Below are 24,196 nucleotides of genomic sequence, written 5' to 3' on the forward strand. Positions count from 1 at the left end.
GGGCACGCGGGGCCGCCTTCGGGAGATGCGAGATGGAACGGTCGCCGCGCCCAGCACCATCCATGCACTCGGCACGGCGACATCAAGCGTGGAATGAATCAAGCTGCGTCTCCCGGAGAGCACAGAAACCGTCATGCGGCGCAGGTCGCATTCGCGTTGACATCTTCGATCGCCCGTCTCAAGCGCGCAATAGTCTCAAGGTCGAAAAGGTCCACAATACTGCCACGTGCATCGAAGGGCGCTCCCTGTAGAACACTCAGATCCTTCATCATGCCGTGCTTGACGACATAGCGAACGATCTCCTCGATGAAAAACATCTGGTCGACGCTCAAGCTCGAATCGTTGATAAAGTCAGAGAACGCATCATTCGCCGCCTTCTGGTCGAGGCCGACAATCGACCGCACCAGCTCGCCAAGCGGCTCCTCACCATACGTATCCGCATACTCGTCTTTCGTTCCCAACTCAGACCAAAGCAGGCGCTCGAGTTTTCTGAGGTCGTAGTTCGAAAGAGGGAGATTCTCGTGAATCTTGTTGATGACCTCGTCATCCATATGTTGCCTGACATAGTAGGCAACGCGCTCGCGATAATTGCCCAAATCGACCCCCGCACTCGTGGTGTCCGATGCATAGCGAGAAGCCTCGATAACTTCGTCTTCAAACGAAGTGAACACGACCTTTTGGGCCGACGGGGAAATGAGCGGAACAAGCTCTCGAACGATCTTTCTTGCATGCTCCCAGTCAAGCACGCCATAGTGTTCAAGCGCCTCACCACTCATCAGCTCCTGCAGCAAGGCTCCCGCGCGCTCGACGGATGGAACGGTCCCGCAGTCTTGAGAAAGCGTCGCCGCTATCGCCTTAACCTTGCCGGCATAATACGACGTGCGCCTCCTATCTTGGGAAAGGACAGCAGCTTCGAGACCGTACACGAGAGCATCGAATCGCAGGGAACGCCCGTCGCCCGCAAGAGGCGGGACGATAGGAGCGACCTCCCTGGCAAGATCCTCCACATCGTTATCGCCAAGAACGGTGAATGCACCTCGCACCGAGAATCTCTCAATGTACTTGTAGTGCAGGCGCACCGCCATTGAGGGTTCATTGCCCGAAGCAGGGCGAAGGGCACCAACGCTGCCAAGCACATCGTCAACGAGGGTTCGGCGAAACTCCTTTAGGCCATCGGTCTGAAACGCCACATCCTGCAATTGCTTCGTGATGTTTACCTTGAGCTCAAAGATGCGCTGCTGAACCGACTTCGCGGCGGCGTCATCGGAGCCCTTCTTGCCCCCACCGAAGAACTTGAAATTGCCTCCCCAATCGAAAATGAGGAACTGACGCTTATCTTCTCCGTCCATCAGACCTTTACACAGACGAGTTCCGCGTCCGATCATCTGGTTGAACTTCGCCTTGCTCTTCACCGGTTTAAAGAATACGAGGTTAAGCAGCGAGGGAACGTCGATGCCGGTGTCGAGCATATCAACGGATACCGCGATACGGGGCAATCCATCGGCTTCCGAAAACTCATCGATCAACGCCTGTGCATACTTGACGTGGTTGTCGACAACCGCGCAATAGCCGTCAGGATAGTATGGATACCGTCTTCCCCACACCTCGCGTATCGCCTCGGCATGGGCATGACTCCGCGCAAAGATGATCGTTTTGCCTATATTCTGTCCATAATCGACTTTTAGGCCCTTGTCCATCAGGGCGTCAAGGACTTTACCGATCGTCTCCGAGTTGAAAAGCCATCGATTCACCGCGCTCGCGCTGATCGATTCGGGCATCTCCCCTTCAAAATCGGCGAACTGCTCTTCGTATGCCTCTTTCTCGGAATCGGACAGCTCCGCATAGGTGATACCGCGATCCATGATCTTCGTTGTAGCATCTTCGACTTCGTAATCGACGAGATAGCCATCTTCCACAGCCTGTTTGAGCTCGTAGCCATATGTCGGATCGCCCTCGGCGAGGCCAAACTCCGCATAGGTGTTATGACTTATCTCGTCTTTCGGCGTCGCAGTGAGTCCAACTACATACGCATCGAAATAATCGAAAATATCGCGAAACTTGTTATAAATTGAACGGTGTGCCTCGTCGACTACGATCAGGTCGAAATGTCCCGGGGTAAACATGCGAGCACCATCATCCAAGTGCGTCTCATCGACGCAGTTGATGATCGTCTGATAGGTGCTAAACACCCCGCGCGCATAGGGGTCGCGATCCTTGGAGCACATGTTTGTAACAGAGAGACTCGGAAGATTCACGACGAAAGCACGATATGCTTGGACAACCAGGCTGGTACGATCGGCTAGGAAGAGCATGTTTTTGATCCAGCCGTGGCGTGACAGCACGTCCACGAGCGAAATGACCGTTCGCGTCTTCCCGCTACCGGTCGCCATCACCAGCAACGCTTTTCGCTGCCTATCCCGATCGAACGATTCGCAGACCGCCTTGATAGCCTCTTTTTGATAATAGCGTCCGCTAATATTGTCATCGATCGTTATGCTTGCCAGTGAGGCGCGCGAAGCCCGAAGATTGAAGAGCTTTTCTAGATCGCGCTTGGAATAGATTCCGGAAACGGAGCGTTCCGGATAGTCCCCATCGATAATGCGCGTATCGAATCCATTGGTGAGAAAGATGACCGGACGTCGACCGTACTGCCCCTCGAGGATATCGGCATAAAGCTTTGCCTGTTGGCGGCCCACAGCAGGATCAACACATGTCTTCTTAGCCTCTACAACAGCCAGAGGCCTACCGTCGTCACCGTACAGGACGTAGTCCGCAAACCCAATCCCGGCAGCGTTTGGCATCCCCTTGAGCTCAACTTCGTTGCGCCAATCTTCCCCTTCCGCCCATCCCGCGGAAGCCAAGTTCACATCGATGTAGAGTTTTCGCGTCTCAAACTCAGATGGATCTGTGGGTTTGGGGGTGTAGGTGGTTTCGCGCTCCTTGCGTCGCTGGGTAAGCTCATCGGCAAGCTGGCAGTTCTCCCGCTCAAGCTCCTCAAGAGGTTTGGTCTCGCTTGTCGCAGACACCTCGATCGTGGATGCCGCAACAGAAGCGACGCTTTTGGGCCTTTGAATGAAACCGGCATCGAAATCCTGCTTATGATATGACGTTGGATTCATATAGCAATATGCAACGAAATCCAAGACGTAGAACAGGTTCTCGAGACAGAGCACCGCGCCTTTAGCAGCAATCTTCTTTTTGTTGTCATGAGCTGCGATGTTTCCCGCCTTACGGATAAAGGCAATCCTTACGTCCATGCCTTGCGGGAGCATGCGCTTAAATCCGGGCGTACTGACAAGCGTGGCAAGGTTGTCTTTCCACGGTCGCTCAAGGCTTTTGTCTACTGAATAGATCCATTTGACAGCAACTTCGAGTGCACGGCGACATGCCAGTACACACAGCTCAGGTGCAACCGAGAACGCATCCTCCGCGGTCTTGGCAGCCCGTGCGATATCGTCAAATCGCTCGTCGTATGTCAGAAACTCAAAGTTGCTCATGCCCCTATTGTATACAGGCTTTTCGCCAAGACGTTCAACAGCTCGCGGCTAACCCGCCGAGCGGCTTCTTGCGATTTGTCGACCGACTCGGCGAAGGCGGCGAACTCGCGTTGGAGGGAAAGAGGGGGCACAACAACCTCAACCATTCCAAGTGATGCTTGGTTTATTTTGTAGGTGCCGTTCGTGGTTTTCGCTGAAGACTCAATCTGTTCGCGAACTCTTGCCTGCTTCCACGCGATACGTAAATAGGGAAGAAGGACCTTTTCCTGGTCGATCCTTACCGCAATCATTGTGTCGGGATAAACCAGGTCATCCATGGCTGCTGGCGCGTATTCCCCTACACCAACAAGGCTTTTATTTCCATTACCACGGCAGACATAGAAGCACCCATCGGCAACACGCTTACCGGCAGGGGGATCATCTTTGAAAAGGCCCTCTTTCCAAGCACTCACGTCAAAATTCCCCTGCGTAATTGCGGACAGGGTTAGAACCTTCTCATGATGGTCGCCATTCTTTGATGGGGAAAGGCCGTTCTGCATCGTGGTGGATAATTCGGAAAGGGGGTGCGGAGGATAACCTTTATCCCCGAACATATCGATAAACCGGGATTGGCAACTACGCTATGTACCGACGATGCGAATTCCGCACGTTCCGCTGGTCGACCATGGCGTACTGCAGGGTGGTGTCTATTTTCTGATGCCCCAAAAGAACCTGCACCTGTTCAATAGGCATCCCCTTATCTATCGCACGCGTTGCGAGCGTTCTCCTAAACTTATGCGGATGCACTTTGTTGATGTCGAGCCGTCTCCCCAATTCGCGTAGCCTGATCTCAACACCGCTAATCTGGAGACGCCGGAACGGTTTGCATAGGGAGATGAGTATTCGTCCGCAGAGAAGCCACTAAATATTGCCAACTGGAGCCGGGGGTATTGCGCGTGAGAGCCGGGCGCGGTGCCGCAGGGAGCCGCGCCCGGCATCAGCTCGTCAGCCGGATCCGCGAAGTCCGAGCAGCTCAAGGCCATCGGCAAGGCCGAGATCGTGCCCGCGTTCTTCAACATCAACGAGCCGCTCCTCTTCGGCCTGCCCATCGTGTACAACCCCGCACTCGCCGTGCCGTTCGTCCTCGCGCCCATGGCCGCGGCGACCATCTCCTACTTCGCCATCACGCTGGGCATCATCCCCTCGGTCCTCGTGCAGGTGCCCTGGCCGACCCCTGTCGGTATCGGCGCCATGATCTCCACGGGCGGCAGCCTGGTCGCGGCCGCCGTGGCCGTCCTCGACGCCGTCGTGGCGACGCTCATCTACTTCCCGTTCTTCAAGCACTACGATAAGCAGCTCTGCGAGGAGGAGGCCGCTGCCAAGGCGGCGGAGTAAACCCGACTCCATCCCCTTTTCGCACCGTATCGACCATCGCGGCCCGAGGCCGCCCGGACAACGCGCGCCGGGCGGCCTCGTCGCCTATTGCTCTCACGACGTACCGAGAACCTTCGCTGAAAGGAGACATGACATGGCGTTTCGTACTGACTTCCTCTGGGGAGGCGCCGTTGCGGCGCACCAACTCGAAGGCGGTTGGGACCAGGGCGGCAAGGGCGTTAACATCATGGACGTGACGACCGCCGGCAACGTGAGCGCGCGCCGTCGCTATACCGGCGAGGTGCTTGAGGGCGAGAACTACCCCAACCACGAGGCGATCGATTTCTACCATCGCTACAAGGGCGATATCGCGCTGCTCGCCGAGATGGGGTTCAAGTGCTTCCGCACCTCCATCAGCTGGGCGCGCATCTTCCCCGTGGGCGACGAGGAGGTGCCGAACGAGGAGGGCCTGAAGTTCTATGACGACCTGTTCGACGAGTGCCTGAAGTACGGGATCGAGCCGGTCATCACGCTCAGCCATTTCGAGATCCCACTCGGTCTGGTCAAGAAGTACGGCGGCTGGCGCAACCGCAAGCTCATCGACTTCTTCGTGCGCTTCGCCACCACGTGCTTCATGCGCTACAAGGACAAGGTCAAGTACTGGATGACCTTCAACGAGATCAACAACCAGGCCGATTACATGGATGATTTCGCCCTGCTCGTCGACTCCGGCATCGTCGCCGAGAAGGGCGAGAACCGCGAGCTCGCCATGTTCCAGGCCGCCCACTACGAACTCGTGGCGTCGGCGAAGACCGTCATGATCGGCCATGCGATCAACCCCGATTTCGAGATCGGCTGCATGATCGCCATGTGCCCGGTCTACCCCTTCTCCTGCAAGCCCGAGGACATCCTCATGGCGACGAAGGCGATGCAGCTGCGCTACTACTACGCCGACGTCCATGCGCTGGGCGCCTACCCGCCGAACGTCTTGGCGCTGTGGAAGCGCCGCGGCTACGACATCGACATCACGCCGGAGGACATCGAGCTGCTCGCGGCGGGGACGGTCGACTACATCGGCTTTTCCTACTACATGAGCCACACCATCGAGTGGAAAGAGGACAACCCGCACTTCGACTACCACGAGGGCGCGGACTTCGTGCGCAACCCGCACGTCAAGGCGAGCGACTGGGGATGGCAGATCGACCCGGTCGGCCTCCGCTACGCCCTCAACTGGTTCACCGACCGCTACGGCCTGCCGCTCTTCATCGTCGAGAACGGCTTCGGCGCCTACGACAAGGTCGAGGCGGATGGCTCCATCCACGACCCGTACCGCATCGACTACCTGCGCGCCCACATCGAGCAGATGAAGCTCGCCGTGGATGAGGACGGCGTCGACCTCATGGGATACACCCCTTGGGGATGCATCGACCTCGTATCCGCCGGCACCGGTGAGATGGAGAAGCGCTACGGGTTCGTCTACGTCGACAAGGACAACAAGGGGGAGGGCACGCTCGAGCGCTCCCGCAAGGACTCCTTCGCGTGGTACCGGAAGGTCATCGCCACCAACGGCGAGGACCTCGCGTAGCGCACATGACCGCGCGACATCTCGGCCGGCCACTGCGCTGAGATCAACATCGGCGCACTGAACCGCCGAAGGACTCTACCCCCCACCGGGTTCACCGCCCCGCGCTATACACGGACGGTGAACCCGGTTTCTCGTTGCCGCGGCACCGTCTCGAACGCAGCGACCTCGAAACCCGATGGGAACCATGCGCGGAACTGCTCGTAATGCGCGTGCATGCGCAGGATGAGCTGGGCGACGACCATGCGCGTACCCTCGAGCTCGGCTTCGACCGTCGAGCCGTCAGGCAGGTTCCCCACCCATCCGGCAACACCTGCCTCCTCGGCAAACGACTGCAGGTTCCACCGGAACCCGACACCTTGCACGTGCCCGCGGAACAGCACATGCACGCGGACGGCATCCGATGCGGACCCCGCGCCAAGGAGCTCATCGACGCACGCTGAAACCGACTGAGCCATATCTTCCTCCCTTGGTGAAGACGGAAAGCCCGTACCCTCGCCCGTCCTTCTCGCCTCCCGGCTCGCCACGGTAGCGCGCCGCCGGGACAAAGGGGCGCCGGCGAGGACGGGGCGCGGCACGAGCGCCCTCTCGCCTCCCGCCACGCCAAGCCCCGCTAGCGCACCTCGGCGCCGAAGGGCAGAAGCGACAGCTTGGCCATCTTGAAGCTCTGCAGGCCGAAGGGGATCCCGATCACGGTGATGCAGTTCAGCACGCCGGCAAGCAGGTACATGCAGCACATCGGGACGCCCGCCAGGATCATCCAGAAGACATTGGCCACCAGCGACGGGGCCCCGCCGCCGTACACGATCGTCTTGCAGAACGGGGCGAGCGTGAGCGATGCCATCTTGAGGCACTGGCGCCCCAAGGGGATGCCGACGATGGTGATCGTGAACAGCAGGGCGGCGATGGGCCAGCCGAGCGCCGTCCAGATGCCCCCGAACACGATCCAGATGATGTTGCCGAGCAGGCGCATGGCGTCTCCTATCTTCGAACCTCAACACCCCTATCGTACGCGAACCGCCTGTGGCGCCCGTGAAGGCTTGCTTGCGATTTACTTAGCTTCCCGAGCAGCCCCTCCAACGGGGGCGCCCCGCCTGGCGCGAGGGCCGGACGGGGCGCGATGGATTCGTCTTCGCGGGGCGCGAATCGCGGGGCTACTTGCGACGCGAGTAGTACGTGTTCTCGAGCGGAAGCTTCGTGCGGTACTCGCCATCGAGCGCATAGTAGGCGCCCGCCACGGCCTGCGCCGTGGGGATCGTGGCGATCTCGCCGATGCCCTTGGCGCCGTAGCCCACGGGCAGAAGCTCGTCTTTCTCCACGTAGATGGCGTTGATGTAGGGGATGTCCGTCGAGCGGAAGAGTCCCAGCGTGCCGAACTTGGCCTGCGGCACGCCATCCTTCAGCGGGAAGTCCTCGGTCAGGGCGTAGCCCATACCCATGAGCACGCCGCCCTCGATCTGTCCCTGGATGGCGATGGGGTTCACGACCTTGCCCGAGTCATGCGCGGCGTGGACCTCGGTCACGCGGCCCTCGTCGTCGAGGATGACGACGTGCGTGGCGTAGCCGTATGCCACATGGCTCTTGGGGTTGGGCACGTCGGCGCCCAGCTTGTCGGTCTTCTCGAGGTACTCGTAGGAGAACTCGCGTCCCTCGAGCTTGGCCAGCGAGGTGGTCGGGTCCGCAGGATGCACCGCGGAGCCGGGGCCCTGGTAGGGCGTGCCGTCCGCGTACTCCACGATGAAGCCGTCGCCGTGGGCGACCACGGGCTCCGTCGGCACCTCGTCGCCCGCCTCGGCGGCGAGCATGGCGTCGCGCAGCAGGAAGGCGGCGCCGCGCACGGCCTCGCCGGTGATCAGCGTCTGGCGCGAACCGGAGGTCGTGCCGGAGTCCGGCGCATTCTCGGTCGAGCACTCGCCGTTGGCGATGTAGGCCAGCGGCAGCCCCGTTGCCTCGGCGACGTCCTGCAGAAAGACGGTGTTGCAGCCCTGACCGATGTCGGAGGTCGCCGAGTACACCACGGCGCGCCCCTCCTCCACGCGGATCTTGCAGCGGCCCGCATCGGGCAGGCCGACGCCCACGCCGGCGTTCTTCATGGCGCAGGCGATGCCGGCATGACCCGGATGGGCGTCGAAAACGTCCTTCACGGCGAGCAGGGTCTCCTTGAGCGCCGTGGAGCAATCCGCGATCTGGCCGTTGGGCAGCACCTTGCCCGGCTCGATGGCGTTGCGATAGCGGATCTCCCACGGGCTGATGCCGACCTCCTCGGCCAGCAGGTTGATGAGCATCTCGAGGGCGAACTCGCTCTGGCACACGCCGAAGCCGCGGAACGCGCCGGCCGGCGGGTTGTTCGTGTACCAGCCGTATCCGCGGATGTCGGTGTTCTGGTAGCAGTACGGGCCGACCGAGTGCGTGCAGGCGCGCTCGAGCACCGGGCCGCACAGCGACGCGTACGCGCCGGTGTCGAAGTTGATCTCGCAGTCGAGGCCGACGAAGATGCCGTTCTCGTCGCAACCGAGCGTGAACGTGCCCTCCATGGCGTGGCGCTTGGGATGGAAGTTGATGGACTCCTGGCGCGTCATGCGGCACTTGACCGGGCGGTTCACGGCCATCGCGGCGAGCGCCGCCAGATGCTGGACGGACACGTCCTCCTTGCCTCCGAAGCCGCCGCCGACGAGCATGGTCTCCACGACCACGCGCTCGGGCGTGGCGTCCCAGCCGAACATGTGGGCGATCTCCTTGCGGGAGTCGTAGGCGCCCTGGTCGGTCGAGCACACCTTGACGCCGCCCTTGTAGGGGAAGGCCACGGCGCACTCGGGTTCCAGGAACGCGTGCTCGGTGAACGGCGTGCTGAACGTGCGCGTCACCTTGTGGGCGGCACCCGCAAGGGCGGTCGCCGCGTCACCGCGCACCACATGGCGCTGCTGGCAGATGTTGTTCTCGAGCTCGACCCAGTTACCGAACGCGAGGAACCTGTCGTGCAGCTTCGGGGCGCCCTCGGCGCGGGCCTCGTCGATGCTGCGCACCGGCTCGAGCTCCTCGTAGGTGATCTTGACGAGCTTCTTGGCGCGCTCGCAGGTGGCCATGTCCTCGGCGACCACGAGCGCGATGGCGTCGCCCACGCAGCGCGTGATGTCGCCCTCGGCGATCATAACGTCCCAGTCGTAGATGAGGTGGCCGACCGCGTTCACGGGAACGTCGGCCGCCGTGAGGACCGCGAGCACGCCGGGCAGGGCGCGGGCCTTGTCCGCATCGATCTTGACCACGCGTGCGCGCGGGTACTTGGAGCGCACCGCGCTCGCATAGGCGAGGTCGGGGAAATCGGTCTCGTCGATATCGTCGGGGTACTTGCCGTAGCCGAGCACCTTGCGGCGCACGTCCACGCGGAAGGCGCGCTCGCCCACGCCGTAGCGGTCGCCGCGCTCGAGCTCGGGGTCGATCTCGGCGTCGCCGCGCAGGATGGCGGCGGCGAGCGAGATGCCCTCGATGATCTTCTTGTATCCCGTGCAGCGGCACACGTTGCCGCGGATGGCCTCTTTGATCTGATCCTCGGTGGGATCGGGCACGTGATGGATGAGGCCGGCGCCCGCCATCACCATGCCGGGGATGCAGAAGCCGCACTGGACGGCGCCCACGGCTCCGAACGCGTAGACGAACGCCTCCTGCTCGCGTGCGGGCAGGCCCTCGACCGTCACGATGTCGCGACCGGCGGCGAGCTCGGTCGTGAGCACGCACGCCTTGACGGCATGGTCGTCCACCAGGACGGTGCAGGTGCCGCAGGCGCCCTCTGAGCAGCCGTCCTTAGCGGAATGGATATGCAGGTCGTCGCGCAGGTAGCGCAGAAGCGGCTTCTTCTCGGTCACGGTCCGCTCGACGCCGTTGACCGTAAAGGTATAGCTGACCGGTTGCTTGGCCATGACGATACCTCCTCTCTATTCGGCGGCGGCGAAAATGCCGAGCCTGTCATGGATCACATGCTTGGGGCATTTGGTGGCGCACATGCCGCAGCTGATGCAGCGGTCGTAATCGATGGCCGCCTGCTTGTCGGTCACGTGCATGGCGCCGCACGGGCACACCCGCTCGCACATGCCGCACCCGATGCAGCCCTCGGCCGCAACCCAGATCTGATGGGTCTCGGGACTCATGGAGCCCTCCTCTCTCCGAACTGCCTCTCGTATGCCACAGGGGACGGGGACGCACGGGCATCTGCCGCCTGCACCCGTCCCTCACGGCTACGCGCAGGCGCGGGCACGACCACGATGGCCGCGCCCGCGCCTCAAACTTCTACTCGACGAACAGGTACCCGTAGGAGTCGCGCACCGCGGCGATGGTGCGGCGCACGGTCTCGGGCAGGCCGCAGGATGCGTCGTCCACGTCGACCACGCGGATCTCGCCCGCGAGGCGCACGGAGAACTTGCCGTCGGCGAGCCTCATGAAGCCGTCGTTCTCGGAGGCGAGCATGTCGTCGCCGCTCCAGAACAGCGTGAGCTTGTCCTTGTAGGGACGGCCGGTCTCATACGGGCAGAACACGGCGCAGTTGCCGCACTCGTTGCACATGCCGTCGACATGGATGACCTGGTGCTTCTCGACACCGGGCACCTCGATGGCCACGTTGGCGCGGTTGGGGCACACGTCACAGCAGACCTCGCAGACCGCAGCGCAGCCCAGGCAGCGGGTGCGCGTGCAGTTGGCCTTGTCGCGGCAGAGGCTGCCCTTCTTGCTGATGTAGGACTCGACGTCGAGCTGCTCGTTGGCATCCGCATAGTGGTTGAAGTCGACGTTCGCGATGGCGCGCGCGCCCGTGCGCCCGAAGAGCTCCTGCACCGCCTCGGCGAGGTCGCCGACGGTGGCGGCGGGCGCCTTCTGGATGAACAGGTCGCCGGGGTTCGCGTGCTCGAAGGCGAACCGCACGAGGTCGACCGCCTCGTCGAGNGGCGGCGCCGGGCGCCAGCACGCCGATCTTGCGGCCGAAGTACGCGCTCGCCATGGCGGGGTTGTTCTGGAACAGCATCGTCATGGCCTCACCCCAGCCCACGTTGGGCATAGCGGCGTTGTGGCGCTGGATGATGAGGAAGACCTTCAGGCTCTCGAGCATGTCGTGCGTGTAGGCATCGGTGCCCATGTGCACCGGGATGCCGCGACGGAAGAACTCGAGCACCGGCGCGCAACCCACGGCGTTGCCCATGTTGGACTCGGGGTTGTTGACGACGTCGGTGCCGGTCTAGTTGGTGACTGTCGCTGATACACATCGAGATGTGTATAAGGGACAGGGTCTCGCCCGTCGGCTCGGGCGCGCGGCGGCCGGAGGCGTCCGGCTCGCCGAGCTTCATGACGTTGCAGGTGAGCTGGCCGTCGGCGAGCGACACCGGGGCGAGCAGCTCCATGAACTCGACGCCGTCGGCGAGCGCGAAGTCCAGCTCCTCCTCGTCGGCGGGCATCTGGGCCTTCGTGCGGCGGTACACCAGGCGCACGTTCTCGACGCCGTCGGCGCGCTTGGCCACGCGTGCGGCGTCCATGGCGGTGTTGCCGGCGCCGATGACCACGACGTCCGTGCCGAGATTCAGGGTCTCGGGAGCCTTCTTGGCGGCCTCGAGGAACTCGAGGACGTCCATCTCGGCGCCCTCTGCCAGACCGGCGGAACCGGGCAGCCAGGCGCCGGTCGCCACGACGACGTCGGTGTAGCCCTCGGCCTTGAGCGCGTCGACGGACTCGACGCGGGCGTTCAGCTTGACCTCGACGCCGAAGGCGCGGCAGAGCTCGACGTCGGCGTCGATGTCGGCGCTCGCGATGCGGAACTCGGGGATCACATGGCGCACGATGCCGCCCAGGGAGTCCTTGGCCTCGAAGATGGTGACGGGCACGCCGGCGCGCGAGAGGAAGAACGCCACGGCCAGACCGGCGGGGCCGCCGCCCACGACGGCGACGTTCTTGTCGGAAGCCACCTTGCCCGCCTGGGCCTGCAGCTTGGGCAGCACGGTCGCGAACGCCTCGCGCGCGGCGCGCAGCTTGCTCGCGCGGATCTGGGCACCCTCGGGCTCATAGAAGGCGCGCTCGCAGCTCTTGCCGCACGGATGCGGGCAGATGGTGCCGGTGATGTGCGGCAGCGCGTTGCGCTCGATGATGATGGAGAACGCGTCCTCGAAGCGGCCCTCCTCCACGGCGGCCAGGTAGGCAGGGATGTCCTGGGAGATCGGGCAGCCGGTGCGGCAGGGCGCGGTGAAGCAGTCCGTCAGCGGCACGCCGCCGGGGACCTTGGCGGAGGGCAGCTTGCGCAGCGGGTTGCGATACAGCGGGTTCACGAGCGAGTCCGCCTGGATCTTGGTCACGGCCTCGAGGGAGACGCCCTCGAAGGCGCGGCCGTCCAGGTTGTCGAACTCGCCGGCGATCTGGCTCATGCGCTCGTAGCCGCCGGGCTTGAGCACATCGGTCGCCAGGGTGATCGGCCAGATGCCCGCGTCGTACAGCGAGCGGATGTTGTAGATGGTGGCGCCGCCGGAATAGGAGATGCGCAGGCGGCCGTCGAACTGCTCGGTGATGCGGCGCGCGAGCTCGATGGTGAGCGAGAACAGCGTGCGGCCGCTCATGTACATCTCGTCGCTCGGCAGCTCGCCGCGGGTGACGTCGACCGGGAAGGTGTTCGTGAGCTTGACGCCGAAGTCCAGGCCGCGCTCGGAGGTGAGCTTGATCAGGCGCTCGAACATCGGGACGGCGTCGGCCCACTGCAGGTCCTCGAGGAAGTGCTTGTCATCGAAGGCGATGTAGTCGAATCCGAGCTCGTCGAGGCGCGCGCGGGCGAAGTCGTAGCCCAGCAGCGTCGGGTTGCACTTGATGTAGGTGTTCAGGTTCTTCTCGGTGATGAGATAGGTCGCGATGCGCTCGATCTCATCGGGCGGACAGCCGTGCAGCGTGGACTCGGTGATGGAGTTGGACACGCGCGCGGGGATGGCGTCGACGAAGTCAGCGTCCACGTGCTCGAAGCGGTCGAGGTTCGCAAGCGCCCACGCGCGGCACTCGGCCCAGACCTCGGAGCCCGAGGCGTCCTTCATGCCCTCGATGTAGGCGTCGACCTTGGGCGACTTGATGCCCTCGAGGTCGTACCCGACGCTCATGTTGAACACGAAGCCGTCCGGCTCGCCCAGGCCGTACTCACGCGCGATCAGGTGGCAGGCGAACCACGCCTTGACGTACTCGGCATAGGCCTGCGGCACCTCGAGCTCGGTGGACCACTCGCAGTTGTAGCACTCGTCGGCCGCGGTGATGCAGGGCTTGTTCACGCATGCGGACAGCTCCTCGCCGTCCATGATCTGCACGGTCTTCAGCTCGAAGAAACGCGAGCCGGCCACGTAGGCGGCGATGATGTTCTGCGCGAGCTGCGTGTTGGGGCCGGCGGCCGGGCCGAAGGGCGTCTCGATCTTCTCGTCGAAGATGGGAAGCGCGCCCTCCTTGTTGGCGGTCACCATCTTGCGCACGCCGAAGATGGAGCCCTGGGTCTCATGCTCGGTCAGCACCCAGTCCATCAGGTTCGAAAACGGGATGGGCCTCATGATGTCGCTCATACTGATCTCCTCTGTGCCATGCGGGGCACTTCCCCCGCATGCGTTGCGCCCGCGATGCGCCCACGGGCGAGTACCGATTGCAAGCGGGGCCGCCGGTCGGGTCGCTGCCGGCGATGCAGCGCCCCGACCGCGGTTGCGCGGCCCCGCGTGATGCCATATCGTGCGAACCCGGGCGTCGCCGGGGCCGCACAGGGCACCCGCGCCTAGTAGACGCGGTCGTTGAGCGTGCCCCAGAGCTTCTTGGACTGCTCCATCGTCCAGGCGTTGATGCGCTCCTCGTCGAACGCGACGAACTCGCGGTCCTTGTAGAGCACGCGGCCGTTGACGATGGTGGTGCGGCAGTTCTTGCCCATCATGCCGAACAGCATGTGGCCGTCGACGTTCTCCTCGGAGAACGGCGTGAACTTCGGGTAGTCCATCACGATGACGTCGGCGGCGGCGCCGGGCGCCAGCACGCCGATCTTGCGGCCGAAGTACGCGCTCGCCATGGCGGGGTTGTTCTGGAACAGCATCGTCATGGCCTCACCCCAGCCCACGTTGGGCATAGCGGCGTTGTGGCGCTGGATGATGAGGAAGACCTTCAGGCTCTCGAGCATGTCGTGCGTGTAGGCATCGGTGCCCATGTGCACCGGGATGCCGCGACGGAAGAACTCGAGCACCGGCGCGCAACCCACGGCGTTGCCCATGTTGGACTCGGGGTTGTTGACGATGTTGGTGCCGGTCTCCTTGATGATGTCCATCTCGGCGGGCGTCACGTGGATGCAGTGGCCGAGCATGGTGCGCGGGCCCAGCAGGTCGTGCTGCAGCAGGCGCTCGATCGGGGAGATGCCGCCGCGGTTCAAGCGGGAGTCCCACACGTCGTTCATGCCCTCGCACACGTGGATGTGGAAGCCCGTGAGGCCGTTGTTGGCCTCGGCCATCTTGTCCATGGTCTCGTCGGACAGCGTGAAGGTGGCGTGCCCGCCGAACATGGCGGCGATCATGGAGTTGCCCTCGGCCTGGGCCTTCGCCGCCCACTGGGCGAACTCGGCGTTCTCGGCGATGGACTGGTCGCGCTTCTCGTCGCCGCGGCGGTCGGAGGTCTCGTAGCACAGGCACGCGCGGATGCCCGTCTCCTCGCAGACGTCCTTGATGGCGAACAGCGAACCGGGGATCTCGCAGAAGCTCGCATGGTGGTCGAAGATCGTGGTCACGCCGTCGCGCAGGCTGTCGAGTACCGTGGCGTAGGCGCTCGCACGCGTGCCGTCGAGCGTGAGGTTGTCATCGATCTTCCACCACTGCTGCTCGAGGTTCTCGAGGAAGTTTGTGGGGTTGCAGCCCTTGATGGCAAGGCCGCGGGCAAGGCCGGAGTAGATGTGGGTGTGGCAATTCACGAGACCGGGCATGATGATGCCGCCGTGGGCGTCCACGTACTCCGCATCGGGGTGCGCCGCAGCCAGCTCGTCTTCTGCGCCCACCTCGACGATCGCGTCGCCGTCGATGAGCACCGCCCCGCGCTCCAGATAGGGCTTCTCCTCGTCACGCGTGACGACTGACCCGTTACCTACGATGAGCATGGGTTCTCCTTTCGTCGTCTAAGGCGGGGTTTAACACCTCGGACTATGTGTTGTGCGGCGCGCCGAGAACCGGCCGACGGGCACCTCCCCCGCCTTCGCGCCTAAATGCCGAAACGGAAGCGGACCCGGACGGCATGCGCCGGGTCCGCTGCACGGGATAACGCCCCCGCACGCGATCGCGTCTTATTTCTTGTGGTCGGGCAGAACGGCGCCGACGGCGGCCTCCTTGGCGGCATCGACGTGCTGGTCCACAGGAGGAGTCGGAGGAAGCACCAGGTTCAGGATGATCGCCATGATGGCGCACGGCGTGATGGCGTTGGAGCCCACGACCGTGGAGATCCAGGTGGGCATGCCCTCGCCGGCCAGGCAGCCGGAGGCCATCCAGATGCCGAGGCCGAACACGACCGAGGTGCCCACGATGGTGGCCACGCGCTGGGTCAGGCCCTCCTTGGTGAACATGCGGATGCCGTTCATGGTGATGGTGCCGAACACGCCGACCGTCGCGCCGCCGATGACCGGCTGCGGGATGGCGGTCAGCACCGCGGAGAGCTGCGGGAACAGGCCCGCCAGCGCGAAGACGGCGGCAACGATGACGAACACCCACTTGTTGATGACCTTGTTCGAGGCGATGATGCCGACGTTCTGGCCGAGAGCGCTCGTGGGCAGGCCGCCCAGGAAGGCGGAGATGATGCTCGTGACGCCCTGGGAGACGATGGCGCCGGAGAGCTCGCGCTCCTCGGGCATGCGGTCGATGGAGCCCAGGCAGGCGGCCGACACGTCGCCGATGACCTGGATGGCGACCATGGGGTACACCACGGCGAGCGTGATGCAGACCTCGGGATGGAACTCGAGCGGATAGGGCATGATCTTGGGCAGCGCGAAGATGCCCGCGGAGCCCACGCTCGAGAAGTCGAGCATGCCGAAGGGCGCGGACACGAGGATGCCCACGATCATGCCGAAGAACACGCTGCCGAGCTTCAGGGTGCCCTTGGTGAAGTTGGACAGGAAGAACACCACGGCGAACGTGATGAGCGCCACGATCCAGCTCTGCGGGGTGCCCCAGATGGGCGTGCCCTCGCCGCCGGCCATGTACTTGACGGCCGTCGGATACAGCGAGACGCCGATGGTGAAGATGACCGTGCCGGTCACGACCGGCGGGAACAGGTTCTTGAGCTTGCTGTAGAACAAGCCGAACAGGATCGCCGCGATGCCGCCGACGATCTCGCCGCCGAGCAGCGACCCGAAGGAGAAGTCGGCGCCCATGGCCTGCAGAGCCGGCAGGAAGGCGAACGAGACGCCCATGACGATGGGCAGGCCGCCGCCGATGCGGCGGAACGGGGCGAACGCCTGCAGCGCGGTGTCGATGGCGGACAGGATCAGTGCGACCTGGATGATGTCGGTGCGCTGCTGGGCGGTCCAGCCGTAGACCGACGCGATGATGATGGCGGGCGTGATGATGCCGGCAAACGAGGCGAGAACGTGCTGCAGGGCGCACGGCAGCATGTCCTTGATGGGGGGCAAGCCCTCGCGCGTGAATAGGAAGTCGTGCGCACTCGCAGACTTCGTTGCCGAAGCGGTCTGTTGCGTCATAGGCGTGTCCCCTCTCATGAGTTGCGCGCCTGCAGCACCCGTAGCTTCAACAAGCGCGCCGCCGCCCCCTCATGAGGCGGCGTTCCATATACATGACGGGGGCCGGATTGGCCCCAACATTGATGAGCGATCCCTCGTTGCTTCTCAATGCTTACAAACAATCAGTTAGGCTAACTGATTGTTTGCAGTTCTTGTATAACCCTCCGTTCACCCGCATTCAAGAAATTACCTGCAAGGCGTCGGTGAGCGGTCTGTTCCTACCGCTCACCGACCGGTGAACGGTAACCAAACTTTTTGTTTGGCATCTCCCCGGTGAGGATAAGCTCGTCGCCTTGTCTTGCTTCTACCCGATAAACGTGCCCTGTGCGATCTGGTCGGCGATGCCGGCATAGCGCTCTTGGATGAACGGTTCGACCAGCACGTCGGACAGGGTCCCGATGCCCACGCCGCCGGTCGAGGCGTCCCCGGTCACCGTCTTGTTGCCGAACGACCCGCTCTCGATGTCGCGGAAGGCGTTGCGCATCATCATGTCGTTGTCGGTGAGCACCGATCCCGCGATGACCTGGTCGTAGGAGCTTCCCGCGTCGTTGGGCTGGGCGATGGCCATGCCGCGGCCGAGGTCGTACAGGGCGCGGCGGGCACCGGCGTCCACGATCGACGCGTCGCCGAACAGGACGTCCACGTTCTTTTGCTCGACCATCTCGGTCGCGATCTCGTAGCCGCGCTCCTCGTCGGCAAACGAGTCGGCGTAATCCTCGACCACCTGGATGTTCGCGTTGATGGCGCGCGCGGCCGCCTCGTAGTTCGCCACCTTCTCCTTGGTGCCCTCAAGGCCCGTGCCGCCGATGAACCCGATGACGCCGGTCTTGGAGATGAGGCCCGCGAGCGCGCCGGCGAGCTGGCCGATCTGCGCGTTGTTCGGGACGAGGTTCTCGACGTTGTCGCGCTCGAAGTCGCCGTTCAGCACGATGAACTTGATGTCCTCGTGCTCGGCGGCAGCCTGGTCGACGGCCTCGGCGTACTGCGCGCCCGGGGCGAAGATGATGGTGCAGCCGTCGTCGATGAGATCCCCGATGGCGTCCTCCCAGTCGTCCTTATCGACATGCTGCGTGTAGGTGTGCTCCCACTGGTGTGCCTCAGAAGCGCTGACCAAGGCGTTGTAGCAGCTCTCGCCCCAGCCGCCGTCATCGATGGCGCCGTCGATGAACATGCCCGCCTTGTAGGAGCGCTCCTCGGCGCAGGCGGAAAGCGACAGGGGCAGCGCGGCGGCGCAGGCGGCGGCCACCGTGCAACGGATCACGTTTCTGCGGCTGATCGAATGTGCGTCCATGTCAATCACCTTTCAACCATGAAAAAGTCTTTCACCAATCAGTTTGTTGAACCTGCCGGACCTTGCCCCCAACAGGGCAACCAGCGGTGGGAATAATCGGTATACGGTGCGCTAACTCGACATTCCTGAAATTCCGGGGACAGTCCCTAATAATTCACCATGAGGGGGTCGCTGATTCATGCGGGACCGAACGGCGCGCGCGGAGGGATCTTGAGGGGACGGCGCGTGCCGCTCGGCCCCGCATGATGCTTCGACCCGGATTGCAGACGGGGCGAGGGCCTGGCGGATCTATCCCCGCCGGACCCTCGCCCCCATCGGTCATACCGCGTCGTCTCCCGCGTGCTCCGCGCTCACGCGCTCGGCGATGTCGGCGCACTCGTTCACCGCGCGCTCCACCGCGTTCACGATGTTCTGGTAGCCCGTGCAGCGGCACAGGTGGCCGGAGATGAGCTTGCGGATCTCGTCGCGGGTATAGCGCTTGCCGGTGCCCACGATCTCGGTCGCGCTCATGATGATGCCCGGCGTGCAGAATCCGCACTGGACCGCGGCCTCGTCCACGAGCGCTTGCTGGACCGGCGTCAGCGTGCCGTCGCGCGCGAGCAGGCCCTCGGTCGTGATGATCTCGGCGCCCTCGCACCAGATGGTGAGGTACAGGCACGAGTCGATGGCCGTGCCGTCGAGCAGGACGGTGCAGGCGCCGCACTCGCCCACCTCGCACCCGCGCTTGACGCTCGTGAGGCCCAGGCGGTCGCGCAGCGTGTCGAGCAGCATCTCGCGCTCGTCGACGCCGACCTCCATCGTTTTGCCGTTGACCGTCATCTTCACAAAACGCATCATGCGTCAGCACCTCCCTTGATGGCCGTCTCGCGAATCAGGCGGCGGGACAGCTCGGCGATCAGCTGAAGGCGGAACTCCTTGGAAGCACGCCAGCTCGTACGCGGGTTCATCTCCTCGCAGGCAAGATCGCCCACGGCGGCCACGGCCTCGTCGACGGCAAGCCCGCGAAGCGCGTCCTCGGTGGCGACGGCGCGCTTGGGATAGGGTCCCGCCACGCCGAACGCCAGGCGGATGTCGGCGATGCGAGCGCGATCGGCATCCATCTTGACCAGGCAGCTCACGCCCATCGTGGCGATCTCGAGCGCCTCGCGCTTGCCGTACTTGTAGTACGTGCCGGCAAACCCCTCGTAGCCCGCACGGGGAAAGCGGATGCACACGAGCACCTCGTCGTGCGCGCGGCTCGTGCGGCCGGGCCCCGTGTACCACTCGGATACCGGGATGTCGCGGTCGCCTTTCGGCCCCCGCACGCGCATGACGGCATCGTAGGCCACGACGCTCGAGGCGGTATCGGCCGACGTGATGCCGTTGCACACGTTGCCGCCGATGGTGCCCACCGCGCGCAGCTGCGGGCCGCCCGGGGTGTCGGCCGCCATGCACAGGGCCTGCAGGTGCTCGGCCACGATCGGATCCTCATGGATCTCGCGGAACGTGCACGCCGCGCCGATCTCGATGGTGCCGTCGTCGCACATGCGGATGCCGCGAAGCTCGGGCAGGTTGTGGATGGACACCAGGCGGCAGCCGGCGTGGCGCCCCTCGCGGATCTGCACGAGCACGTCGGTGCCCGCCGAGATGATGATGGCCTCGGGGTCCGCCGCAAGGGCAGCCACGGCGTCGTCCACCGAGGTGGAGAGGTGGATGGATTCGAAGTCGTACATATTAGATGAGCCCCTCTTCCTTGAACTTGGCGACGAGACGCTGCTGCGTCATCGGGATCTGGAAGAACGCGCAGCCCGTGGCGTCGAGAATGGCGTTGCGGATGGCGGGAGTCGGCGGCATCAGCGGCGGCTCGCCCAGCGCCTTGTTGCCGTACGGGCCGCTCGGGTCGTCGGTCTCCACGAACAGGCACTTCAGGTCGGGCACGTCCATAGACGTCGGGATCTTGTAGTCGAGCAGGTTGGGGTTCAGAAGGCGCCCGGTCGCAGGGTCGATGAGCTGCTCCTCGTAGAGCGCGGCGCCGATGCCCTGCGCCATGCCGCCGTGCACCTGGCCCTCGGCGGTCGCCGGATTGATGATGCGGCCGGAATCGTGGACGTTCAGGATGTCGAGGATCTTGACGCGCCCGAGCGGCATGTCGACCTCGACCTTCACGAAGCACGTGCCGAACGCGAAGGTGTTGTCGCGCACCTGCGCGGTCTCCTCGGCATGGATGTGCACGGAATGGCGGAAGGAGTAGAACGCCTCCTGGGCGAGCTCCTCCATGCCGAGCAAGACCTCGCCCGCCTCGTCCACGATCTCGCCGCCCGCGATGGTGAGGCCGCGCGCCTCGGGCTTGAGCTCGTAGGCGTAATCGAGGATGTTCTGGCGGAACTTCTCGGCCGTCTTGCGCACGGCGTGCCCGGTCACGTAGGTCTGGCGCGACGCGTAGGCGCCCGTGTCGAAGGGGGTGACGTCGGTGTCCTGGAAGCTCACGATGTGCACCCAGCTCGTCGGCACGCCGATGGTCTCCGCGGCCATCTGCGAGAACACCGTGTCCGCGCCCTGGCCGATCTCGGTGGCGCCGACCGACAGCTGGCAGGTGCCGTCCTGGTTGAGTACGAGGCGCGCGGTCGAGGTCTCCAGCGAGATGGGGTACACGCCCGTCTTGTACACGAAGGCGCTCATGCCGATGCCGTGGCGGATCGGGCCGGTCTCGTCTTTGTATCGGGCCTTGAAATCGTCCCATCCGCTCGCCTCGCGCCCGGCGATCAGCGTCTGCGGGAAGCCGTTGGCGTGGTTCGTGATGCCATTGAACGGATCGGAGTACCCTTCCGGCATGAGGTTCTTCAGGCGGAAGTCGATGGGATCCCACCCCTCCTTGCGGGCGATGTCGTCCATCATGCACTCGACGGTGAACTGGCCCTGCGGCATGCCGTAGGCGCGCATGGCGCCCGGCGCGGGAATGTTGGTGTAGACGGTGCTCGCCTGCGTGTGGCAGCCGACCTTGTCCTTATACGCCCAGCGGAACGCGTTGATGGCGTTGGCCGCGAGCGCGTGGCCGTGGCTCGCGTAGCCGCCTTGGTTGGACAGGCAGGAGCAGGAGCGGGCGATGATGTTCATATCGTCGTCGTAGGCGCACTGCACGTCGAAGCTCATGGGATGGCGCGAGCGGGTGTTCTGGAAGACCTCCTCGCGCGGGAGCTCGATCTCGACCACGCGGCCGCCGAGCTGGGAGGTCAGCCATGCGCACAGCGGCTCGTACAGCACCTCCTGCTTGTTGCCGAAGCCGCCGCCGATATAGGGCTTGATGACGCGGATGGTGCCCCAGGGCACGCCGAGCGCCTGGCCGCACACACGGCGCACGATATGCGGGATCTGCGTGGAGGACACCACGGTGATGCGGCCGGACTCCATGTAGGCGTAGCAGACGTTCGTCTCGATGTGGGTCTGGTCGACCTGCTGGGTCTCGGTATGCGCCTCGTAATGGTGGTACCTCGGATCGGCGAGGGCCTCCTCCACCGAGTCGTAGCCGGTGCCCTCGAGCGGGGTCACCATGTCGGAGCGCGCGAGCACGTTGGTCTCGCGGACCTCGGGGTGCAGCACGGGGGCGTCCGGCGCGAGCGCCTGGGCCACCGTGGTCATGGGCGGCAGCTCCTCGTAGTCAACATGCGAAAGCACGCTGCGGACGCCGCGGTCCGCCGCCACGTTGTCCTCGGCCACGACGACGGCGATGTCGTCGCCGTAGATGCGCACACGGTCGTCGAGCAGGCGACGGTCGGCGACATCCTGGTGCGCAGGCTCAACGCTCCACGGATGGCCGGGCGTCGGGAACCGGTGCTCGGGCACGTCCTTGAACGTGAAGACGGCGACCACGCCGGGAAGCGACTCGGCCTCGGTCGTATCGATCGCGCGCACCCAGCCGTTGGCGATCTGCGCATGGACGACCCTGGCGACCAGGCACGGCTTGGGGCACAGGTCATCGGTGTACTTGGCCGTGCCCTTCACCTTATCGATCGCGTCGACGCGCTGCACGGCCGCACCGACCTCGTGCATCGGAGCGACCTTTTTCCAGAACTGCTGCTCCATACCCTTCTCCTCTCCATCCGGGCATCTCCGGAAACGGTATGCGTATGCCAAGGGGCTCGAGCGCGCGGCCCGTCCCATACCAGGTGGTTTTATGCGCCATGACCAGCGAACGCGCTGCCGCCCGATCATGCACAGGCATTCGATCGCGGCCCTCGCCTTCGCGGAAAAGCGCGCGGATGCGTCTATTTAGCTGTTATTTGCGTTGCGTGCGAATGGTGAACGCGCAGTATGCGGACCCCATAGGTAACCCCCTTATCAGCTGCGGCCCTCTTCCGCAGCATTCATACGCAGACCGGAGGTTCAACGGACTCTTGCACCTTCAAAACCAACGGGCCCTGCGTAGCCTAGGAGCTCTAGCAGGTATTATACGCACTGGATAACGCCAGAAGCGGTGCATGACGAAGATTTTTTATCACCCGTATTATCCATGGTGTGAGAATAATTTTGAGCTGCACGGATGCTGGTGCGTTCAGGGACATATGAAACAACGCCGCCGTTCACCGTCGATTTTCGACCGCTTGCCTTGGACAGGATGGGTTGGTTGGGGACGGGTTCGTTTCAACCCATCCCCCAGGGAGACACAGCCCGATCGCTATCACGCCGGGCGGTACAACATGATTCGTTTGGCGTATCCCTAAGGGCGGCGGCGCAGCCGGCAGGCTCATGTGCCCTGTATGCGCACGGTGGGTCTAGTGACGGGTGTTATCCCCATCGGGGTAAAATGACAAACATTTGTTATCTTGTTACAAGGATAATGGAGCATCAGCGGTTTTTCTGATGCGTGATAATAAAAAGTTGTAGCGCAAACCGCTTACAGTCGAAAATCGACCGTTTACAGCCCATTCCTTCATTGCATTTGTGCTGGTAGCACGGGAAAATGAGAGGAACGTATCACACATTCAGGAGAGTCGCATGAACAAGACCGTCGAGAGCTATCTGCCCTTCTTCAATTTCCTCGGGACCATCGTGGGCGGCAACACCGAGGTCGTCCTGCACGACTTCACCGATCCCTCGCGCTCCGTCGTGGCCATCCACAACGGATATATCTCGGGCCGCCACGTGGGGGCGCCCGCGACGGACTTCGCTCTCAAGATGATCAACAGCGACATCCCCGACGATCAGAGCCATACTGACATCTACATGTCGCACAACGCGAACGGCAAGCCCCTGCGCTCTTCGACCATGTTCATCCGTGAGGAGGGGCGCCTCGTCGGCATGCTGTGCGTGAACACGGATCCCTCGATCATCGTGCAGCTCAAGACGCTTGTGGACACCATCGTCGAGACGCTCCCGCCCGGCGTCGAGCAGAGCGTCGATACGGTCCAACCGTCCAGCGTCGTCGGCGAGCACCTCACGACATCCGTCGACGACCTTGTCGGCAAGACGGTCGCCGAGTTCGCCGCGAGCCACGGCAAGGCCGTTGCGGATCTGTCCGCGCAGGAGCGCCAGGACCTGGTGCGCGTGCTCGATGGCGACGGCGTGTTCCTGCTCAAAGGCGCCGTGACCGTCGTGGCCCAGTTCCTGGACATCTCCGAGCCGAGCGTCTACCGCTACCTGCAAAAGGTTCGCCGCCGCTAGACTCGACCCCATGCAAATCGGGGGACGTACCTTCCGCGTGCATGTTTGCACGCGGAAGGTACGTCCCCCGATTTGCACTCGTCCCCCGATTTGCACTC

The 24,196-nt window shown here is 63.7% G+C and carries 17 protein-coding genes and 1 pseudogene; 3 read left to right on the forward strand and 15 right to left on the reverse strand.

Annotated features, from left to right (window positions below; translation table 11 throughout):
* Positions 1-131: 131 nt before the first annotated feature.
* The 3 genes from BN3789_RS01930 to BN3789_RS12245 are packed head-to-tail and all read right to left on the reverse strand — an operon-like array spanning position 132 to position 4,379.
* A complete protein-coding gene (locus tag BN3789_RS01930; RefSeq protein WP_066829260.1) occupies positions 132-3,497 on the reverse strand; it encodes a DEAD/DEAH box helicase family protein in 3,366 nt (1,121 codons plus the stop codon).
* Positions 3,494-4,090, reverse strand: coding sequence for a restriction endonuclease subunit S domain-containing protein (locus BN3789_RS12585; RefSeq protein ID WP_147569495.1), 597 nt, complete (start codon positions 4,088-4,090; stop codon positions 3,494-3,496). The genes BN3789_RS01930 and BN3789_RS12585 overlap by 4 nt, the downstream gene beginning before the upstream one ends.
* 22 nt (positions 4,091-4,112) lie before the next feature.
* Positions 4,113-4,379 carry a tyrosine-type recombinase/integrase gene (locus BN3789_RS12245; protein ID WP_202615065.1) on the reverse strand — a complete coding sequence of 89 codons (267 nt, stop codon included), beginning with the start codon at positions 4,377-4,379 and terminating at the stop codon, positions 4,113-4,115.
* 69 nt (positions 4,380-4,448) lie between these two features.
* Here BN3789_RS12245 and BN3789_RS01940 point away from each other — a divergent pair, with 69 nt between their 5' ends.
* Both BN3789_RS01940 and BN3789_RS01945 read left to right on the forward strand, forming a co-directional pair.
* Positions 4,449-4,871 (forward strand): PTS transporter subunit EIIC, encoded by a 423-nt coding sequence (locus tag BN3789_RS01940; RefSeq protein ID WP_066829265.1) that lies wholly within the window; start codon positions 4,449-4,451, stop codon positions 4,869-4,871.
* Positions 4,872-5,004: 133 nt separating this feature from the next.
* On the forward strand, positions 5,005-6,435 hold the full coding sequence (locus BN3789_RS01945; RefSeq protein WP_066829269.1) for a 6-phospho-beta-glucosidase: 1,431 nt from the start codon (positions 5,005-5,007) through the stop codon (positions 6,433-6,435).
* 104 nt (positions 6,436-6,539) lie between these two features.
* Here the strand turns inward: BN3789_RS01945 and BN3789_RS01950 are convergent, their stop codons facing one another.
* The 12 genes and pseudogenes from BN3789_RS01950 to xdhA all read right to left on the reverse strand — a co-directional run bounded on the left by BN3789_RS01950 (position 6,540) and on the right by xdhA (position 22,520).
* Positions 6,540-6,890, reverse strand: coding sequence for an acylphosphatase (locus BN3789_RS01950; RefSeq protein ID WP_066829272.1), 351 nt, complete (start codon positions 6,888-6,890; stop codon positions 6,540-6,542).
* A gap of 155 nt (positions 6,891-7,045) precedes the next feature.
* Positions 7,046-7,405 carry a YccF domain-containing protein gene (locus BN3789_RS01955; protein WP_066829275.1) on the reverse strand — a complete coding sequence of 120 codons (360 nt, stop codon included), beginning with the start codon at positions 7,403-7,405 and terminating at the stop codon, positions 7,046-7,048.
* Positions 7,406-7,586: 181 nt separating this feature from the next.
* Complete coding sequence (xdh, locus tag BN3789_RS01960) at positions 7,587-10,346, reverse strand: selenium-dependent xanthine dehydrogenase (RefSeq protein WP_066829278.1); 2,760 nt, start codon at positions 10,344-10,346, stop codon at positions 7,587-7,589.
* Between the two features lie 15 nt (positions 10,347-10,361).
* On the reverse strand, positions 10,362-10,574 hold the full coding sequence (locus BN3789_RS01965) for a 4Fe-4S binding protein (RefSeq protein ID WP_066829281.1): 213 nt from the start codon (positions 10,572-10,574) through the stop codon (positions 10,362-10,364).
* Positions 10,575-10,713: 139 nt separating this feature from the next.
* Positions 10,714-11,349, reverse strand: a pseudogene (locus tag BN3789_RS13400) (hypothetical protein); the annotation flags it as partial.
* Between the two features lie 101 nt (positions 11,350-11,450).
* Positions 11,451-13,985, reverse strand: coding sequence for a putative selenate reductase subunit YgfK (gene ygfK / locus BN3789_RS01975; RefSeq protein WP_229254133.1), 2,535 nt, complete (start codon positions 13,983-13,985; stop codon positions 11,451-11,453).
* A gap of 203 nt (positions 13,986-14,188) precedes the next feature.
* A complete protein-coding gene (gene ssnA / locus BN3789_RS01980) occupies positions 14,189-15,541 on the reverse strand; it encodes a putative aminohydrolase SsnA (protein ID WP_066829287.1) in 1,353 nt (450 codons plus the stop codon).
* A gap of 183 nt (positions 15,542-15,724) precedes the next feature.
* A complete protein-coding gene (locus BN3789_RS01985; protein ID WP_066829290.1) occupies positions 15,725-17,131 on the reverse strand; it encodes a uracil-xanthine permease family protein in 1,407 nt (468 codons plus the stop codon).
* A gap of 343 nt (positions 17,132-17,474) precedes the next feature.
* The gene (locus BN3789_RS01990; protein WP_066829292.1) at positions 17,475-18,461 is read right to left on the reverse strand and encodes a BMP family ABC transporter substrate-binding protein; all 987 of its coding nucleotides are present in this window, start codon (positions 18,459-18,461) and stop codon (positions 17,475-17,477) included.
* A 318-nt stretch (positions 18,462-18,779) separates the two neighbouring features.
* On the reverse strand, positions 18,780-19,298 hold the full coding sequence (gene xdhC / locus BN3789_RS01995) for a xanthine dehydrogenase subunit XdhC (RefSeq protein WP_066829295.1): 519 nt from the start codon (positions 19,296-19,298) through the stop codon (positions 18,780-18,782).
* Positions 19,295-20,173: a xanthine dehydrogenase subunit XdhB gene (gene xdhB / locus BN3789_RS02000; RefSeq protein ID WP_066829298.1), complete on the reverse strand. Its 879-nt coding sequence runs from the start codon at positions 20,171-20,173 to the stop codon at positions 19,295-19,297. Before xdhB ends, xdhC begins: the two co-directional genes overlap by 4 nt.
* Before the next feature lies 1 nt (position 20,174).
* Positions 20,175-22,520, reverse strand: a complete 2,346-nt coding sequence (gene xdhA, locus BN3789_RS02005) for a xanthine dehydrogenase subunit XdhA (RefSeq protein WP_079989021.1) — start codon at positions 22,518-22,520, stop codon at positions 20,175-20,177.
* 912 nt (positions 22,521-23,432) lie between these two features.
* On the opposite strand from xdhA, the gene BN3789_RS02010 reads away from it, so the two are divergent.
* Entirely contained in the window at positions 23,433-24,098 is a 666-nt protein-coding gene (locus tag BN3789_RS02010) for a helix-turn-helix transcriptional regulator (RefSeq protein ID WP_066829301.1), read from the forward strand.
* Positions 24,099-24,196 lie beyond the last annotated feature (98 nt).

Source organism: Collinsella ihumii, assembly GCF_900046475.1.
Taxonomy (GTDB): domain Bacteria; phylum Actinomycetota; class Coriobacteriia; order Coriobacteriales; family Coriobacteriaceae; genus Collinsella; species Collinsella ihumii.

Coding starts and splice junctions, on each gene's coding strand:
- BN3789_RS01950 (WP_066829272.1), bottom strand. CDS start 6,890: ATGGCTCAGTCGGTTTCAGCGTGCGTCGATGAGCTCCTTGGCGCGGGG.
- BN3789_RS01930 (WP_066829260.1), bottom strand. CDS start 3,497: ATGAGCAACTTTGAGTTTCTGACATACGACGAGCGATTTGACGATATC.
- ygfK (WP_229254133.1), bottom strand. CDS start 13,985: ATGAGCGACATCATGAGGCCCATCCCGTTTTCGAACCTGATGGACTGG.
- xdhC (WP_066829295.1), bottom strand. CDS start 19,298: ATGATGCGTTTTGTGAAGATGACGGTCAACGGCAAAACGATGGAGGTC.
- BN3789_RS01965 (WP_066829281.1), bottom strand. CDS start 10,574: ATGAGTCCCGAGACCCATCAGATCTGGGTTGCGGCCGAGGGCTGCATC.
- BN3789_RS01990 (WP_066829292.1), bottom strand. CDS start 18,461: ATGGACGCACATTCGATCAGCCGCAGAAACGTGATCCGTTGCACGGTG.
- xdhA (WP_079989021.1), bottom strand. CDS start 22,520: ATGGAGCAGCAGTTCTGGAAAAAGGTCGCTCCGATGCACGAGGTCGGT.
- BN3789_RS02010 (WP_066829301.1), top strand. CDS start 23,433: ATGAACAAGACCGTCGAGAGCTATCTGCCCTTCTTCAATTTCCTCGGG.
- BN3789_RS01945 (WP_066829269.1), top strand. CDS start 5,005: ATGGCGTTTCGTACTGACTTCCTCTGGGGAGGCGCCGTTGCGGCGCAC.
- BN3789_RS01985 (WP_066829290.1), bottom strand. CDS start 17,131: ATGACGCAACAGACCGCTTCGGCAACGAAGTCTGCGAGTGCGCACGAC.
- xdh (WP_066829278.1), bottom strand. CDS start 10,346: ATGGCCAAGCAACCGGTCAGCTATACCTTTACGGTCAACGGCGTCGAG.
- BN3789_RS12585 (WP_147569495.1), bottom strand. CDS start 4,090: ATGTTCGGGGATAAAGGTTATCCTCCGCACCCCCTTTCCGAATTATCC.
- xdhB (WP_066829298.1), bottom strand. CDS start 20,173: ATGTACGACTTCGAATCCATCCACCTCTCCACCTCGGTGGACGACGCC.
- ssnA (WP_066829287.1), bottom strand. CDS start 15,541: ATGCTCATCGTAGGTAACGGGTCAGTCGTCACGCGTGACGAGGAGAAG.
- BN3789_RS01955 (WP_066829275.1), bottom strand. CDS start 7,405: ATGCGCCTGCTCGGCAACATCATCTGGATCGTGTTCGGGGGCATCTGG.